15 protein-coding genes and 2 pseudogenes are annotated in these 16,422 nt (G+C 67.7%); 11 read left to right on the top strand and 6 right to left on the bottom strand.

What is annotated here, in order from left to right; genetic code table 11:
- Positions 1 to 92: 92 nt before the first annotated feature.
- The gene (locus MBENS4_RS11195) at positions 93 to 938 is read left to right on the top strand and encodes an alpha/beta fold hydrolase (RefSeq protein ID WP_039390779.1); all 846 of its coding nucleotides are present in this window, start codon (positions 93 to 95) and stop codon (positions 936 to 938) included.
- Here the strand turns inward: MBENS4_RS11195 and MBENS4_RS11190 are convergent.
- Both MBENS4_RS11190 and MBENS4_RS11185 read right to left on the bottom strand, forming a co-directional pair.
- Positions 935 to 1,951 carry a nitrilase-related carbon-nitrogen hydrolase gene (locus MBENS4_RS11190; protein WP_039390777.1) on the bottom strand — a complete coding sequence of 339 codons (1,017 nt, stop codon included), beginning with the start codon at positions 1,949 to 1,951 and terminating at the stop codon, positions 935 to 937. The genes MBENS4_RS11195 and MBENS4_RS11190 overlap by 4 nt on opposite strands.
- Positions 1,948 to 3,066, bottom strand: coding sequence for an LLM class flavin-dependent oxidoreductase (locus tag MBENS4_RS11185; RefSeq protein WP_039390775.1), 1,119 nt, complete (start codon positions 3,064 to 3,066; stop codon positions 1,948 to 1,950). Before MBENS4_RS11185 ends, MBENS4_RS11190 begins: the two co-directional genes overlap by 4 nt.
- A 178-nt stretch (positions 3,067 to 3,244) precedes the next feature.
- Between MBENS4_RS11185 and MBENS4_RS11180 the strand changes: the two genes are divergently transcribed.
- The 6 genes and pseudogenes from MBENS4_RS11180 to MBENS4_RS11160 all read left to right on the top strand — a co-directional run bounded on the left by MBENS4_RS11180 (position 3,245) and on the right by MBENS4_RS11160 (position 7,193).
- A complete protein-coding gene (locus MBENS4_RS11180) occupies positions 3,245 to 3,754 on the top strand; it encodes a hypothetical protein (RefSeq protein WP_039390774.1) in 510 nt (169 codons plus the stop codon).
- 15 nt (positions 3,755 to 3,769) lie between these two features.
- On the top strand, positions 3,770 to 4,384 hold the full coding sequence (locus MBENS4_RS11175) for a class I SAM-dependent methyltransferase (protein ID WP_039390772.1): 615 nt from the start codon (positions 3,770 to 3,772) through the stop codon (positions 4,382 to 4,384).
- A complete protein-coding gene (locus MBENS4_RS11170) occupies positions 4,381 to 4,689 on the top strand; it encodes a hypothetical protein (protein ID WP_039390771.1) in 309 nt (102 codons plus the stop codon). Before MBENS4_RS11175 ends, MBENS4_RS11170 begins: the two co-directional genes overlap by 4 nt.
- Before the next feature lie 127 nt (positions 4,690 to 4,816).
- A pseudogene (locus tag MBENS4_RS27185) lies at positions 4,817 to 5,554 on the top strand (histidinol dehydrogenase); the annotation flags it as partial.
- Between the two features lie 101 nt (positions 5,555 to 5,655).
- Positions 5,656 to 6,168 carry a histidinol dehydrogenase gene (locus tag MBENS4_RS27180; protein WP_255352653.1) on the top strand — a complete coding sequence of 171 codons (513 nt, stop codon included), beginning with the start codon at positions 5,656 to 5,658 and terminating at the stop codon, positions 6,166 to 6,168.
- A gap of 308 nt (positions 6,169 to 6,476) precedes the next feature.
- Positions 6,477 to 7,193 carry a hypothetical protein gene (locus MBENS4_RS11160; RefSeq protein WP_039390770.1) on the top strand — a complete coding sequence of 239 codons (717 nt, stop codon included), beginning with the start codon at positions 6,477 to 6,479 and terminating at the stop codon, positions 7,191 to 7,193.
- Positions 7,194 to 7,271: 78 nt separating this feature from the next.
- Here MBENS4_RS11160 and MBENS4_RS11155 read toward each other — a convergent pair.
- The 3 genes and pseudogenes from MBENS4_RS11155 to MBENS4_RS11145 all read right to left on the bottom strand — a co-directional run bounded on the left by MBENS4_RS11155 (position 7,272) and on the right by MBENS4_RS11145 (position 9,907).
- A pseudogene (locus tag MBENS4_RS11155) lies at positions 7,272 to 8,734 on the bottom strand (aldehyde dehydrogenase family protein).
- A 106-nt stretch (positions 8,735 to 8,840) separates the two neighbouring features.
- Positions 8,841 to 9,620 (bottom strand): maleate cis-trans isomerase family protein, encoded by a 780-nt coding sequence (locus MBENS4_RS11150; protein ID WP_052322210.1) that lies wholly within the window; start codon positions 9,618 to 9,620, stop codon positions 8,841 to 8,843.
- Positions 9,617 to 9,907, bottom strand: a complete 291-nt coding sequence (locus tag MBENS4_RS11145) for a hypothetical protein (RefSeq protein WP_144400896.1) — start codon at positions 9,905 to 9,907, stop codon at positions 9,617 to 9,619. The genes MBENS4_RS11150 and MBENS4_RS11145 overlap by 4 nt, the downstream gene beginning before the upstream one ends.
- A gap of 183 nt (positions 9,908 to 10,090) precedes the next feature.
- Between MBENS4_RS11145 and MBENS4_RS11140 the strand changes: the two genes are divergently transcribed.
- From MBENS4_RS11140 to MBENS4_RS11125, 4 genes are all read left to right on the top strand, one after another.
- The gene (locus tag MBENS4_RS11140) at positions 10,091 to 10,888 is read left to right on the top strand and encodes a helix-turn-helix domain-containing protein (RefSeq protein WP_039390766.1); all 798 of its coding nucleotides are present in this window, start codon (positions 10,091 to 10,093) and stop codon (positions 10,886 to 10,888) included.
- Between the two features lie 169 nt (positions 10,889 to 11,057).
- Entirely contained in the window at positions 11,058 to 12,455 is a 1,398-nt protein-coding gene (locus tag MBENS4_RS11135; RefSeq protein WP_039390765.1) for an FAD-dependent oxidoreductase, read from the top strand.
- Positions 12,455 to 13,270 carry an alpha/beta fold hydrolase gene (locus MBENS4_RS24125; RefSeq protein WP_052322209.1) on the top strand — a complete coding sequence of 272 codons (816 nt, stop codon included), beginning with the start codon at positions 12,455 to 12,457 and terminating at the stop codon, positions 13,268 to 13,270. The genes MBENS4_RS11135 and MBENS4_RS24125 overlap by 1 nt, the downstream gene beginning before the upstream one ends.
- Positions 13,271 to 13,293: 23 nt before the next feature.
- Positions 13,294 to 15,462, top strand: a complete 2,169-nt coding sequence (locus MBENS4_RS11125; protein WP_039392252.1) for a xanthine dehydrogenase family protein molybdopterin-binding subunit — start codon at positions 13,294 to 13,296, stop codon at positions 15,460 to 15,462.
- A 114-nt stretch (positions 15,463 to 15,576) separates the two neighbouring features.
- Here MBENS4_RS11125 and MBENS4_RS11120 read toward each other — a convergent pair.
- A partial coding sequence (locus MBENS4_RS11120) for a TonB-dependent receptor domain-containing protein (RefSeq protein ID WP_039390764.1) occupies positions 15,577 to 16,422 on the bottom strand: 846 nt, incomplete at its 5' end.

Below are 16,422 nucleotides of genomic sequence, written 5' to 3'. Positions count from 1 at the left end.
CGCCTGCACGCGCCTGTCCTGACTGGATGCGCCGCGCTATCCCGAAGCTAGCCCGGTACACCCGGGACCAGACCGGCTAGGAGAACCTGCACATGTCCTCGAATTCCCCCGCTTCGCCCGTGCGCCGTGGCTTCGTCGACGTGCCGTTCGGCCAGGTCCATTACCGCGAAGTGCAAGGCACGGGCCGCCCGCTCGTCCTCCTTCACGCCTCGCCGGGAAGTTCGCGCCAGCTGGTACCGCTGATCGAGCAGCTGGGGACCGGGCGCCGCGTAATCGCGCCGGACACCGCCGGGTTCGGAGACAGCTCGCCCCACCCGCTGGCGGCTCCCGATGCGCGCGATTTCGCCGCGACCACGCTGGCCGCGCTCGACGCGCTGGGGCTGGAGGAGTTCGACCTCTATGGCTCGCACACCGGGGCGTGCATCGCCGCCGAGATCGCCATCGCCCAGCCCGGGCGCGTCGCCCATCTCGTGCTGGACGGAGTGGGCCTGTTCGAAGGCGCGTTCCTCGAAAGCCTGATGGCCAACTACGCGCCCGCCTTCACGCCCGACCTTGATGGCGCGTACCTGTCGCGCGCATTCCAGTTCCTGCGCGACCAGTGCAGCTTCTGGCCTTGGTACAACCGCACGCGCGAGGGGCGCCGCGAGGCCGGGATCATGCCCGCGCCCGCGCTCCACGCCTGGCTGCTGGAACTGCTGAAGGCGAACGAGACCTACCCGCTGGGCTACCACGCCGCCTTCACCTGGCCCGTGCGCGAGCGTCTGCCGATGGTGCCCGTGCCCACGCTGATGATGGCGGCCAGCGACGATCCGCTTGCCGCCAACACCGCCGAGCTGGCCCCCACCCTCTCCGGCGCACGCTATGAAAGCCTGCCTGCCGCCTCCGACCCCGCCTTTGCCGCAAGGCGCCAGGCGGTGGTCGAAAGCTTCCTTGGCTAGGACGTCGGCTCGGGCGCGGGGGCGTGGTCGCGGCCCAGCGCCTGCAACCGCTCGCGCACCTGCGTTTCGACCGCGATCATCGCCGCAAAGCCTGCAGGCGGCGCATCGCCAAAGGCGTTGGAAGGCCAGAGCGTGAGCGCGCTGCGGTCCTCCTCGATCTGGGGCAGCATTCCGGCCAGAAGGTTGCCCGCCGGTTGGCTGCGCGCACGGCGCAAGGCCTCGATATCGATGGTCGAGAGGTGGAATTCCTCGCTCACGGCCGCGCCGATGGGACGTCCTTCATAATCCCAGGCCTGCGAGGGCAGCTCCCCTTGCGCAATGTTCGCCATGCCGAAGTAGACTGCGTTCTCGAAGGCGCGGACCGGACGGCAGAGCTCTGCGCCCGGACGGTTGAGATAGTCGATCCCCTGCATCGCGGCGACCGGATTGAGGATCACTTCTGCACCTTTCAGCGCCATGGCGCGGATCGGTTCGGGCCAGTGCGGCTCGGCCCCGATGCTGACGCCCAGCCCGCCAATCGGCGTGTCGAGGACGGGGAGGAACGCCGCGTGCCCGAAGGTCTCGACGAAACGGTCGTAGACGTCGACCGGGCTGGTGCGCAGCGAGAGCGAGTAGTTCTTGCGGTAGGCCAGACCAATCTCGCCCTCGGGCGTCAGCACCGCCACCGAGAAGAAGTAGCGGCCCGGAAAGGCCGCGTGCTTCTCGGCAATCTGCACGGCGGCATAGACGCCTGCCTTGCGCGCGGCCTCGCCCAGCCGCTCCATTTCCGGTCCCGGAAAGGTGACCGCCGCGCCCAGCCAGGCCTCGGGGCCAAGCGGGGTGTAGCCGGTCATCGCGAACTGGGCAAAGACGACCAGGCGCGCGCCGTGCTCGCCCGCCGCGCGCGCAATGGCGTCGCAGGCGATGGCGATGTTGGCATCGAGTGCGCCGTCGAGCGGCATACCGTCCGCGCCAAAGACACTGCCCGTCGCCGGACGGCACAGCGCCATGGTATAGGGAGCGATGCCGCTCATGCCAGCGCCGCCTTGGCCGCGGCCATCTGTGCCTTCAATTCGGGTACGAGTTGGCGCCCGATGAGCGCAGCGTCGGTGTCCTGTTCGGGGCTGCGCAGAAGGAAGCGGGTAATGCCAAGGCGGCGGTATTCCATCAGGCTGTCGGCGACCTGCTGCGGCGTTCCGACTAGAACCGAATTGTTGCCGCGCCCCTTGAAGGCCTTGTTGAGCCCGGTCCACAGGCAGCGGTCGAGGCGGTCCCCCTCCTTGGACTGCGCCAGCATGCGCTGGAAGGCGCCCGCGGCGGCCTTGTCCTCGTCCTTGTCGTGCTTGCCCATGACGATGCCGCGCTCACCGCCCGCGATGCGCTCGGTCACCTGCTGCTCCAGCTTCATCGCGCGCTCCCAGGCCGCATCCTCGGTTTCGCCCAGGAGGATCACCATGGTCATCAGCACCTTGATGTCGCGCCCGTGCCGCGCGGCCGCCGCATGCGCCTTGCGCGCGAGGTCGCCCGCACCCTCGAAGGTGTCCCCCCCTTGCGCGTAGACGTCGGCGACCTTGCCGCACAGGTCGAGCGCCAGGTCCGAGGTGCCTCCCCAGTAGACCGGCATGGCCCCGCCGTGCGGGCGCACCATCGCGAAGGCGTCGCGGTACGTGTAGAATTCGCCGTCGAAGTCGAAGGGCTGCTCGCTCGACCAGACGCGGCGCATGACCTCGACGTATTCGGCGGCGATGCGGTAGCGCTCTTCCTTGGTGTTGAAGGCGCCGTCGGCCTGGACTTCGCGGTCATCGGCCCCGGCGATGACGTGGACCGCCGCGCGGCCCTCGCTCAGGCGGTCGAGCGTTGCGAGATGGCGCGCGGCATAAGTGGGCTGCACCGGCCCCGGGCGATGCGCCATCATGAAGCCGAGCTTGGAGGTCACGCCCGAGAGGTGCGCGCCGATGGCAAAACTCTCGGGCATGACCGCAGCGTTGGCGATCAGCACCCGGTCATAGCCCGCCGCTTCCTGCTCCAGCGCGGCCTTGCGGATATAGGCGGGATCGAATTCGGCCCCTAGCGGTCCACTCGCCACCGATCCGGGACGGTGGTTGACGATGCCGACGATCTCCAGATCGTCCTGAATATCCGCGTACATGGCTGCTCCCTGGCAATGGCTGAGTGCCCTTGCTGCCAGAGAGCTATCGAAACTCCAGTCGAATTATTCGACCTGATATACGTAAAATGCATAAGCGAGATGCGCATAGGATGTTCATGTCGCGAACAGCGCACGCCCCCACATTGCAGACGGCGACCTCCTGCGCGAGACTTCCCCCATGGCCCAGAACGACACCTTCACGGCGCGCGACTTCGCGTTCACGCCCAACCACGACGAGACCGCCCGGCAGAATTTCATCGGCGGCTTCAAGAAGTTCATCAATTTCGATGTCGAGGCCGCGCTCGACCGGCGCTTCGATGCGACCCTGGCCCCGGCCTACGAGGCCGCCCACGGCGCCCCTCCCGCCACCCGCAAGGACGCGGTCGCCGCCGTTGAGAACGACCCGCTGTTCCAGACCTGGTCCGCGCTCACCTTCCACAGCCAGAACCTGATGTGGGGCGCGGTGCAGGACACGACCGACCGCATTATCGAGGACCGCATCGAAACCTACCGGCAGCTGCGCGATGCGCGCCCGGCCGGCGGCAGCGTGACCTTGCGCGACGAGCTGGTTGTTCGCGCCCCGGTCAGCACCACCGAGATCCACCGCCAGCCCGGCGGCTACTGGCGCGAACGCCGCGCCGACGACATCGAACAGGGCCTCAACTACACCGGCACGGTCGAACTCTAGCGCAGCGCCAAGGGCATGTCCGCGCGCGGCTCGCTGGAGAAGGACACGCTCGGCCAGTTCGTGGCCGAAGTTGCCCAGCGCCGCGCGCCGGACCTCGTGCCCGCCCGCGTCCTCGACATGGGCTGCGGCACGGGCGAGCAGACCCACGCGTACAAGAAGGTCTGGCCCCAGGCTAAGGTCATGGGGCTGGAGTGCGCCCGCCCGCTGGTGCGCTTTGCCCATGGCACGGCCGAGGCGAACGGGCTTGCCATCGACTTTCGCGAGGCCAACGCGGCGGACACCGGCCTTCCCGACGAGAGCGTCGACTTCATCACCTCGATCATCATGTTCCACGAGACGACCGCGGCACAGACGCAGGAGATCCTCAAGGAATGTTGGCGCCTCCTGAAGCCGGGCGGCCTCGTCCTGCATCTCGACGTGCCCTACCACGCGCACCGCATCCCGCTCATCAAGCAGGCCACCAACGACTGGCAGGTGCGCCACAACGGCGAGCCCTTCTGGACCGGCTTCGTCGAGCTCGACATGATGGCCGAACTGGCCCGCGCCGGGTTCGATCCCGACCACGCCTTTGCCGACTACGAAAGCGCCGGCGCGGCCACCTATTTCTTCTTCGGAGGGCGCAAGCCATGACCACCCCGGCACAGGATGCATTTCCCGCAGGCCCCAAGCCCGGCGACCGCACCGTCACCTTTCTTGAGAACCCCATCGTCGACCAGATGCTGCGTTCGATGGTGACGCTGACGATGGAACTCTCGGTCACGCGCGAACGCATGCGCACGATGGAACAGGTGCTGGACGCACAGGGCCTTTCCGTGGCCAGCGGGATCGAGAGCCTGACGCTCTCACCCGAGGAGGACGATGCCCGCCGCGCGATGCGCGAGAAGCTCATCGCGGACGTGCTTGGCCCGATCATCGAGCGGCTGGAGAAGGCCTGAGCCTTCTCCCCGCGCCCTCCCCTTCCATGCCGCGAACGGTCCATCTTTTCGCGATATGGACATCTGCGCCACGCAGCGTTCCCGCGCGGCCCGGACCGCGCCAAGTCGGCCTCATCCATGACGACACATGACGAAGGGTAGAGTGAAGATGGCGCAGTATCTGAAGCGCGGCGCAAGCGCCGAGACGCGGGCCGATGCCGACCGCAAGGTCCGCGATATCGTCGAAGCCGCGCTGGCCGACATCGAACAGCGCGGCGATGCCGCCGTGCGCGACATGTCGATCCGCTTCGATGGCTGGGACCGCGAGGACTATCGCCTGACCGACGCCGAGATCGAGGCCTGCGTCGACAGCCTGACCCCGCAGGAACGCAAGGACATCGAGTTCGCGCAGACGCAGGTGCGCAACTTCGCGCAGGTCCAGCGCGCCTCGATGAAGGACGTCGAGGTCGAGACCCTTCCCGGCGTGATCCTGGGGCACAAGAACATCCCGCTCAACTCGGCCGGGTGCTACGTGCCGGGTGGCAAGTACCCGCTGCTGGCCGGCGCGCACATGTCGGTGATCACCGCCAAGGTTGCGGGCGTGAAGCGCGTCGTCACCTGCGCCCCGCCGTTCCAGGGCCGCCCGGCCCGCGCCATTGTCGCCGCACAGGCGCTCGCCGGGGCCGACGTGATCTACGCGCTGGGCGGCATCCAGGCGGTGGGCGCCATGGCCATCGGCACGGCCTCGATCGATCCGGTCGATATCTTGGTCGGCCCGGGCAACGCCTTCGTCGCCGAAGCCAAGCGCCAGCTGTTCGGACGTGTCGGCATCGACCTCTTCGCAGGTCCCACCGAGACGCTGATCATCGCCGATGAGGTGGGCTGCGATCCCGAGATCGCCGCGACCGACATCCTGGGCCAGGTCGAGCATGGCCCCGACAGCCCGGGCGCCTCCTCACCAATTCGGAAAAGTTCGCGCGCGAAACGATGGCCGAGATCGAGCGCCTCCTGCAGATCCTCCCCACCGCCGAACATGCCCGCAAGGCCTGGGAGACCTTCGGCGAGGTCATCGTGGCCGACAGCACCGAGGAAATGGTCGCAATCGCCGACGAGATCGCCTCCGAGCACGTCCAGGTGATGACCGCCGACCCCAACTACTTCCTCGACAACATGACCAACTACGGCGCGCTGTTCCTGGGCAGCCGCACCAACGTCAGCTTCGGCGACAAGGTCATCGGCACCAACCATACCCTCCCCACCAGGAAGGCCGCGCGCTACACCGGTGGCCTGTGGGTCGGCAAGTTCCTGAAGACCTGCACCTACCAGCGCATCGAGACCGACGAGGCCTCCGCGCTGATCGGCGACTACTGCTCGCGCCTGTGCGCGCTCGAAGGCTTTGCCGGGCACGGCGAACAGGCCAACATCCGCGTGCGCCGCTTCGGTGGGCGCGAGGTGCCCTACGCCGGCCAGACCGAACCGACGAGCGAAACGGCGGCCTGAGAGACGGTCCACCAAGACTTCAAGAAATAACAAGGCAATCAGAAAACGAGAATCCGAGGACCATCGCCCTCGGGCTCCCCGAACTGTCGGCCTCACCTTTCCCACGCCATCCTGGCCGAGAAAGGTGAGGTTGCCCATTTGGGGGTCAAGGGGCGATGGCCCCTTGAAAGCCTGTTTCCTGCTTGCCTCCTTGCCGGCACACCCGGGGTTCGCGGGACCGAAGGCAGATCCTCCTCCCTTCCTTCGTCCCGCGAACATCGGCTCTCTGCAGAATTGATCGCCGCGCCCTCGCGCGATCTGTTGCGCCCATGCCCTTCACACGCATTACCGGCTCGTACGTCACCCACCCCCTCCATGCGCCCGAGCGCACGGCGGACTGGGAGGACTTCATCCTCACCTGCAACCCGGACGGATCGCGCACAGCGATGACGCTCTCGCGCTTTCCGGGCAATTCCATCGTGCGTCAGGTCATGCAGACAGTGGAGGCCGACTTCACCCCGCGCGACGGTTTTGCACGCCTCTATGCGGATGGGCGCTATGCGGGATCGGTGGTGCGCCAGATGACAGGCGGCGAAGTCACCTCTGTCGTGCTCGGCCCCGACGGCGCGCCCATCGACGTCTCCGCCTTCCCTTTCGAGGCCGCGCGCGAGGTGCTGGGCTACCATCCGACCGCGGCGGAAGGCTGGAAGCTGATGAAGCTCGACCGCAGCGTGCCCGGCGTCCAGACCATCGAGCTGCTCACCACCTCGCTTACCTGGAACGGGGGCACGATGGGCCATGGCCGCAAGGTCGAGATGCCGGTCGAGTATCTGGGCGAAGAGGACATGCACGTGCCCGCGGGCACCTTCGCCTGCCATCGCTTTTTGTGGCGCACGGGCGACATCGACGGCGACCTCGACATCTGGGTCACGCGCAAGGATGCGCTGATGGTGCGCATGAACGGCTATGCCAAGGGCCACGCCTATGTGCTGGCGCGCTGTGAGGAAACGGTCTTTCCCGACACCAACGAGTTCGGCGACTACTGAGCCACCCGAACGAAGAGGGCCGCGCCCGCACCTTCGACACGGCGCGGGCGCGGCCCTTTTTCTTGCGTCTCTTGCGGATCAGGCGCCGAGGCGGCGGATCGGCGTGTCTTCCAGCGGGATCGAGGTGGTCTTGGCCTCTGTAAAGAAGTCCGCGCAGTGGCGCGCGCCGTCGCGGCCGATGCCCGATTCCTTGTAGCCGCCGAACGGCGCGCGCAATTCGCGCATCATCGGCGTGTTGACCCAGATCGTGCCCGCGCGGATGCGCGCGCTGCAGGCCATGGCCGTCGCCAGATCGCGTGTCCAGACATAGGAGACAAGGCCGAAGTCGGAGGCATTGGCCATCGCGATCGCCTCGTCGAGGTCGGAATAGGTGAGGAACGTCGCGAAGGGCCCGAAGATCTCCTCCTGGCAGATCCGCGCCGCATTGCTGGGCGCGCGCGCGACGATGGGCTCCATGAACCAGCCTTGTGTACGGCCTTCGGGCGCCGTGCCGCCGTGCAGGATCTCGGCGCCGTCCTCGCGCGCCACGTCCAGGTAGTGCTGCACGTGCGCGCGGTGCGCCTCGAAGGCGAGCGGGCCCATCTCGGTCGCCGGATCGCACGGATCGCCGATGCGGATGCCTTGGCGCGCGCGACGAAGGCGGCGATGAATTCCTCGGCGATGGATTCGTGGACAAGGATGCGCGAGCCGCCCAGGCACTGCTGGCCGTTGCTGGCGTAGATGGCGAGCAGCGTGCCGTCGAGCGCGCGTTCCAGATCCGCATCGGGCGCGACGATGGCCGCCGACTTGCCGCCCAGTTCCATCGTCACCGGGGTCAGCCGCTCGCCCGCCGCCGCCATGATCCGGCGCCCCGTGGTGGTTCCGCCGGTAAAGCCGATCATGTCGATGTCCGGGTGGGTGGTGAGCGCTTCCCCGGTCACGCTACCCCGGCCGTTGACGACATTGACCACGCCCTTGGGAAGGCCCGCCTCGTGCATCAGCTCGACCATGCGCAGGGTCGACTGGGGGGTGTATTCGGACGGCTTCAGAACGCAGGTGTTGCCAAAGGCGATGCAGGTCGCCAGCCGCATCGAGCCCAGCGCCAGCGGCGCGTTCCAAGGCGCGATCAGCGCGGCAACGCCCTTGGCTTCGCGGGTGGTGTAGGTGAGGTACTTTTCGTTCTGCTGGAAGGTCTCGCCCGCCATCATGCTGGCGACCTCGGCAAAGCGCTTGAAGTTCTCGGCGGCGCGGTCGATCAGCGGACGCACGCCCGAAATCGGGAGGCCCGAAGTGCGCGCTTCCAGCTCGGCAAGCTCATCGCCGTGCGCGCGCAGCTTGGCATCGATGGCCTGGAGCACATTGCTGCGCGCCTCGCTACCAAGCGCGCTCCACGGCCCGAACGCGGCGCGCGCGGCCTTGACCGCCGCATCGACTTCGGCCGCATCGGCCTCGCGCAGCGCGCTCGCCTGCTGGCCACTGGTCGGATCGAAGACGGGAAGCTCGAAGCCGTCCCCGGCCGGAAGGAAGGCGCCGTCAATGAAGCTGGTGGCGGTCGTGGTCATGGCTCGAAGGTCTCGACGTCTAGCGGGAAAGAAACAAGGCAGGTGCGGCGAGGCCCTGCACAGGCGGCACGACTATGCCTCCCGCGCAGGGCCTCGCCGAGGGCGATCAGAATTCGCTCATCAGGCGACCAAAGCCCATCAGGCGGTCCTGAATGCCATTGGCGCGCAGCGCGTGCCAGTAGGTTGCGGTGTTGATCGCGATGACCGGCTTACCCAGGTACAGCTCGGCCGCCGCCGCCGCGCGGATGCCCGAGATGTTGGTGCCCACCTGGATCAGCGCGTCCACGTCATCGCCGTCGAGCGCCTTGAAGGTGTCGATGGTGCGGCGCTCCTCGACTTCGGCGATGGCGAGCCAGGACGGGCACTGCAGCGCGATGTCGCGCACCGTCTCGTAGCCGTGGTCGGCCAGGAAGTTCTTCACTTCGGCATTGGCGGTCGGGAAGTAGGGCGAGAAGAACGCGACCTTCCTGATCCCCGGCCCATAGGCCTTGAGCGCGGCGACAACCGAATCCGCGCCGGTCGAAACGCCCAGCCCCGAAATCTCCTCGACGTTGCGGCGCCACGCGTCGGCCCCTTCCGCGCCGCCGAAGAAGGTCACCGCCGACATGCCCATGACGAGGTAGTCGGGTGCGCAGGTGAGCACGCCCTTGACCGCGTCCACGGTGTTGTCGCTGATCTCCCAGGCGCCCGCCATGAAGGTCTCGTTGGAGACCGCCTTGGCGTTGTCGACGACGATGCGGCTGTAGTGGTTGGTGACACCGGGCACGCGCAGGTCGTCGAAATCGGGCTGGACGCTGGTGTTGGTCGAAGGGCCCAGGACGCCGAACTTGCGGCGGAAGCCCAGCTGGTCGCGGTTCACGCGTCCGGGTACAGTATCGATGCTCATGCAATTTTCTCCGCGTCGGCCAGACTTTGGAACATGGCCTGTTTCAGAAGGTATTCGCGGTGCTTGACCGGATCGTTGGCGATCCCGGCCATGCGTGCGAGGCGGGCGGCGTGGGCCTCTCCCGGAGCGTGCTCCATGAAGGCCTTGGTGATCCCGCGGCGCTGGCGGTCGAAGAGCGAGACGACACGCTGGTGCCCGCGGTAGATCTTGCGGAAGGTCGTCACCACGGGCGTACCGGGCACGATCCGCGCGAAGACGTCGGCCATCAGAACTTCGGTCGCCCGCACGCACATCCCCTGTCGTCGCGTATCTCGCTTTTCGAGCCCCGGGGATGCGGGCCGGGCCTGCGTGATGCCAGCTTTGGGAAATACGATGTTCGTGAAATGAACAATTCGGCTTGCATGTCTCGCCCGAAACACGACAAGATGTCCTCCATTCCAGAACAATAAAACCTGAAAACCGAGAAGCTATTGACCGCCGATTCATCGATACGCGTGATTGGACGCGCGCTGGAAATCCTGCGCGTCATCAATCTGAAGGGCTCGCCCAGTCTCTCCGAGATCCAACGAGCGGTGGACCTGCCCTATCCCACCGTGCTGCGGCTCGTGCGCGCGCTCGTGGAGGAGGGCGTGGTCGAGCGCGAACCCTCGCGCAAGCGCTACCGCCCGACCCCGCTCGTCCAGGCGCTGTCCTACGGCTTCCAGGGCCACGACGCGCTCGTCAGCGCTGCGCGCCCGCACATCGAGGCACTGACCGGCATCGTGCACTGGCCGATCAGCGTGGTCACCCGCATGGGCAACATGATGGTCGTGCGCGATTCCACCAGCACCCAGACCCCGCTGACCTTCAACCACTATTACCCCGGCTGGCAGGTGCCGCTCATCCAGTCGGCTTCGGGGCGGGCCTATCTGGCACACGCCACGCCCGATTCGCGCGCCTCGCTGATCCGCCATGTCGAGGCGACCGGCTCGGAAGGCGACGTGCAGATGCTGCGCGTCTTCGAGAGCAGCGGCGAGGCCGAGAAGATCCGCAAGCAGGGCTATGTCGCGATCTCGCGCACCGCCTATTCGGCCAATCCGGGGCGCACATCCTCCTTCGCAGTCCCCATCTTCGAGGGCGAGAACCTGCTCGGCACGTTGACGCTGGTGTTCTTCGCCACGGCCATGACACTCGAGGATGCGCTGGCCAAGTACCTCGACCCGGTGCTCCAGACCGCGCGGCGCATTGGCGAGGACATGGGTCGCAGCGTGCCCGCAGGCGCTGCCTGATCGGCTCCCTCCCGCCCCACTTCCATCTGGGCCGGGCCGAGGTCGCGGACGGAAAAATGTTCGCGGCGCGGTCATCGAGGTCTCACGGCTCGCCGCCGGGCACCGGCCACGTCAGTCTTTGCTCCAAGCCAACAAGGCACCAGATCCAGGCTCGAGAAGCGGAGACAACATGACGGACGGGTTCGATATCATCGTGGTCGGGGCAGGCACGGCCGGCGTTCCTGCAGCGGCCGCGGCCGCCGCGCGCGGGCTCAAGGTCGCGCTGGTGGAAGCTGCGGATGACATCGGCGGCACGCTGGTCCTCTCGGGCGGCTCGATCAGCGCGGCGGGCACGGCGATGCAGCGCGCCGCGGGCGTGGCCGACGATGCCGACACCCACTTTGCCGACGCCATGCGCATCAACCACGGCACGGGCGACCACGTGCTGCTGCGCGACTGGATCGAGCGCGCGCCCGAAGCCATCGACTGGCTGCTGGAATCGGGCTGGACCTGCACCCCCTTCGAGCCCGTCTTCGCGCCCGAGCACGATCTCTACACGACGCCGCGCACCTACCGCAGCACCGAGCAGGGCTTCTCGCTGATCAAGGCCTACCGCAACGCGATTGCGCCCGCCATTGCGGCCGGGAACCTCGAACTCTTCCTCGAAACCCGGGTCGAGGACGTGATCGTCGAGGACGGCGTCGCCCGGGGCGTTGTCGCCACTCACAAGGGCGAGGAAATTCGCCTCAAAGCCAGGGCCGTGGTGCTCACCACCGGCGGCTTTGGCGGCAGCAAGGAGCTGTGGCAGGAGATCCACGGCGTGGTACCGCTGCGCTACCACATCGACACCGTGGTCGGCGACGGTCTCAAGCTGGCGCGCAAGGCGGGCGGCACGAGCTGGTTCGAGGACACCCTGCTCCCGTCCTTTGGCGGCACGCGCGACCTCGGCGCTCCCGCGGCAGCCTGGGTCCACACGGTGATCGTGCCCAGCGTGCGCCAGCCCTGGGAAGTCTACGTCAACGCCGAGGGCGAGCGCTTCATGCCCGAGGACGAGCCCATCATCGATTCGCGCGAACGCGCCATCATGCGCCAGTCCGACTGGTCGTTCTGGGTCATCTACGACGAGGCCATCCGCAATGAGGCCCCGCCGCTCTTCAAGTGGGAGCCGGAAAAGCTCGAACAGCTCTTCGAAGGCTTTGACGAAGACTACGTGCGCGCCGATAGCCTGGAAGAACTCGCCACGCGCTGCAAGATGCCGGTCGGCACCTTCACGAACACCATCGACACCTACAACCGCGGCCAGAAGGTCGGCTCGGACATGTTCAAGCGCCAGCACCTGCCCGCCCCGATCGCAAATGGCCCGTTCTACGCGGTGCGCCACTACGGCTATTCGATCACCTGCTACCCGGGCATCCAGGTCGACCATGACCTGCGCGTCACCGGCGCGAACGGCGAGGCGATCGAGGGCCTCTACGCCGCGGGCGAGGCCATCGGCATTGGTTTCCTCGGCCACTCGTTCCTGAGCGGCGCCATCGTCTCGAGCGCGGTCACCTTCGGGCGCAAGCTCGGCCAGACGCTGCTCGCCTGATGGCTGCGGACAGCGCCGAAGTCTCCCCGCGCCGGGGCTATGTCGACGGACCCTTCGGGCAGATCCACTACCGCCGTACCGGCACGGGCCGCCCGCTCGTGCTGGTGCACCAGGCGGCGATGGACAGCCGCCAGTTCACAGCGGTCTACGGCCTCCTCGCCGAGGCGGGCTTCGATGCCATCGGCTTCGACCTGCCCGGCTTCGGCAACTCGGACTGTCCGCCCTTCCCGCCGCGCGTCGAGGACCTTGCGGCCAGCATCGTCGCAGCCATCGACGCGCTCGGGCTGGAGCGCTTCGACATCGCCGGGCACCACACCGGCGCGATGGTCGCGACCGAAGTGGCGCTGGCCCTGCCCGAACGGGTCCAGCGCCTGGTCCTCAACGGCCCGATGCCGCTGACCGACGCCGAGCGCAGCGCCTTCTTCGCCGACAAGCATCTGCGCGAAAAGGAAATCGTCCCCAAGCCCGGCGGCCAGCATTTCGCCGAGTTCGCCGCGATCCGCGAACGCCTCGTGGCCGGCAGCCTTCCTCTCGAGACCGTCAACAGCTACGTCCTTCAGGCCATGGGGGCCCCCTCGCCGTTCTGGTACGGGCACAACGCAGGCTTCCAGTACCGCCACGAAGACAGCCTGCCGCGCCTTGCCTGCCCCACGCTGATCCTCACCAACACCGGCGACCAGATCTACGCGCACGCCCAGCGCGCCCGCGCCCTGCGCCCGGACATGGCCTATGCGCAGCTGGAGGGCGGCGGCGTCGATATCATCGACCAGCAGCCCGAAGCCTGGACGAAGACCCTGACGGAGTTCCTCACCTGATGCGACACGAACCGGACACCTCCTTGCCCCGAGCCTCCGGTGGCCTGGATCGCCGCCGGTTCGTCTCGCTCTCGGCCACGGCCCTGGTGCTCGGCATCATGGCCCCGAAGCTGGCCCAGGGCGCCGCGCCGGACACCCCGACAAGGCGCGCAGCGGACGCCCCCCACCTGGCCAGCCCGTTCCTGAGCATCGATGCACAGGGCACCGTCACGGTTTATGCCAAGCACCTCGACATGGGGCAGGGCATCTGGACGGGGCTCGCCACGATCCTCGCCGAGGAACTCGATGCCAACTGGGAGCAGGTCCGCGTGGAGGGGGCGCCCGCACGCCTCCCCGACTATGTCCACCTCGACTACGGCGCGCAGACCACCGGCGGCTCCACCTCGATCGCGCAAAGCTGGCAGCAGCTGCGCGAAGCCGGGGCGAACGCGCGCGCCATGCTGGTCGCCGCCGCCGCCGCGCGCTGGCAGGTTCCCGCAGGCGACATCACGGTCGCACAAGGCGTGGTTCGCGCTGGCGAGCGCAGCGCCCATTTCGGCGAACTTGCCGCCGAGGCCGGAGCCCAGGACGTGCCCGAGGTCAGCCCCAAGCCGCGCCCCAAGCCGCGCAACGCCTACAGCCTCGTCGGCCAGCGCGGGCTGGGTGCGCTCGATGCGCGCGCCAAGTCGACCGGGCGCCAGCTCTACGCCATCGACGGGGGCTGGCCCGGCCTCAAGGTTGCGCTGCTGGCCCGCCCGCCGCGCCTTGGCGCGCACGTCGCGCGCTTCGATGCCAGCGCCGCGAAGGCCATGGCCGGAGTGCGCGCAGTCGTTGAAATTCCAGGTGGCCTTGCCGTTGTCGCGGATGGCACCTGGCAGGCGATGAAGGCGCGCGACGCGCTCGACATCACCTGGGACGAAAGCGCGGCCAGCACCACCAGTTCGCAAGGCTACCTCGACACCCTCTCCGAGGCGATGGACAGCGCCGAGCCCGAATTCAGCGAGGAGCGCGGCGACAGTGCGGCAGCCTTTGCCGAGGCCGCACAGGTCCTCGAGGCCGAGTTCACCTTCCCCTACCTCGCCCACGCGCCGATGGAACCGCTGACCTCGATGGGGCGGATCGAAGACGGGGAATGTTACCTGCGCGCCGGGTTCCAGTCGCAGACGATCAACCAGCAGGCCGCCGCCGAGATCCTGGGCCTCCCCACCGAGAAGGTCCATCTCGAGACGATTGCCGCAGGCGGCAGCTTCGGGCGGCGCGCGGCCGCGGATTCGGACTGGATCCGCGAACTGGCGCAGGTCCTCAAGGCGACGCAGGGGCACTGGCCGATCAAGCTGATGCGCACGCGCGAGGACGAGATGGCCGCCATGCGCTACCGCCCGCAAGCGCTTCACCGCCTGCGCGCCGCGCTCGATGCCACGGGGCGCCCCACTGCCATCGAGCACGGCATCGGCGGCGAAGGCGTGTTTCCGCATCTTCTGAAGATCGCCCCCGAGGTCCATCGTTTCAGCGTGATCCTGGGCAATGCCTTTGCGCAGTACGATTTTCCGGCGGGCCGTCTCGACTGGTGGCGCGCCGATCTCGACATCCCGGTCGAGACCTACCGGGGCATCGCCAACAACCACACCGCGCCCGCCAAGGAGATCTTCCTCGACCGCCTTGCCCGCGCGGCGAAGACCGATCCGGTCGCCTTTCGCCTGAACCTTCTTGCCGAGCGCCCGCGTACCGCCGCGGTCCTGCGCCGCGCCGCCGCGATGCTGGACTGGGATAGCCCTGCGCCCGAGGGGATCACCCGGGGCGTCGCGGTGCAGTTCGCCGATGAGACCCACATCGCCCAGATCGCCGAAGTCTCCGGCACGCCCGAGGACTACCGCATCGAGAGGATCGTGTGCGCGGTGGACCTGGGCCTTGCCATCAACCCGGACATCGTGCGCGCGCAGATCGAGGGCGGCATCGCCTTTGCGCTGTCCAACACCTTCGTCAGCGAACTGACAATCGAGAACGGCGCGGCCGTGCAGTCGAACTTCCACGACTACCCGATCCAGGGCATGTACGGCATGCCGCGCCGGATCGAGGTGGCCATCGTCGACAGCGAAGAAGCCCCGACCGGCATTGGCGAACCGGGCTCGCTGCTGGCAGGCGCCGCCGTCATCAACGCGCTTGAACGCATGGGCGCAAAGCCTGTGACGTCGTTCCCCTACCGCCCAGCCTGAGCTCGCGGTCGGCCGCCCCGACAGCGCCCACGAAAAACCCCGGCGGTTCGCACACCGCCGGGGTTTTTCGTGCGACAGTCCAGGAAGGGAGCCGTAGCCCCCTCCCCTCGCGCATCAGAAGTCGTAGCGGACGCGCAAGCCCCAGGTGCGCAGCTGGGGCAGGCCCACCACCATCGTGTCGTAGGTGGCAAAGCTCTGCGCCGGGTTCGCCAGCTCCCAGTTGGGCTGCACGCTGGTATAGGTCTTGTTGTTGAAGGCGTTGGTGACAAAGCCCTCGAAGCTGAGACCGTCCGAGCGCAGGCCCAGGCGGAAGTTGACGACGGCGGCATCGTCCGTCTTCGCGTAGTTGCCTTCGCTGGCGTAGACGCCCGACTTGTAGGTGAACTCACCCCGGCCATAGACCGAATAGTTGCCCATAGACGGCACCGGCACGGCGTACTCCGCCCAGCCCTGCAGCGAGTACTTCGAGGTGAACGGCAGGCGGTTGCCCGTCGCGTCGCCGTCGCCGGTCATCGTCTGGCAGAAGGCGCACGAGCCGCGCTTGATCGTGCTGTCGTTGATCGCGCCTGCCAGGAACATCGTCAGCTCGTCGGTCGGGCGCGCGGTCATCTCCAGCTCGAGCCCCTTGAGGTCGACGCGGCCCTGGTTGGTGAAGACCGAGACATAGAGCGGCGTGTCGTTGGGCCGCGGGATGAGGAGCGTCGTCTCGGTGATCTTGTCGGACCAGATGTCGTAATAGACATCGCCGGCAAAGATCAGGCGCCCATTGAACAGGCTGCCCTTGAAGCCGGCCTCGAAGTTGTCGAGGATTTCCGGCTTCACCCCGTGGGTGACGCCCTGCGCTTCGAGGTCCGCGGCGTACTCGGGCGGGACCGAAAGCAGCGGGTCGATGCCCAGCCCCGGGTTCACGCCGCGCGAATAGGTCGCATAGAGCATGAGGTCCGGGTTGGGCTTGTACTG

This window comes from Novosphingobium sp. MBES04 (assembly GCF_000813185.1).
GTDB classification, from domain to species: Bacteria; Pseudomonadota; Alphaproteobacteria; order Sphingomonadales; family Sphingomonadaceae; genus Novosphingobium; species Novosphingobium decolorationis.
This window is presented reverse-complemented; position numbering and strand designations above follow the sequence as displayed.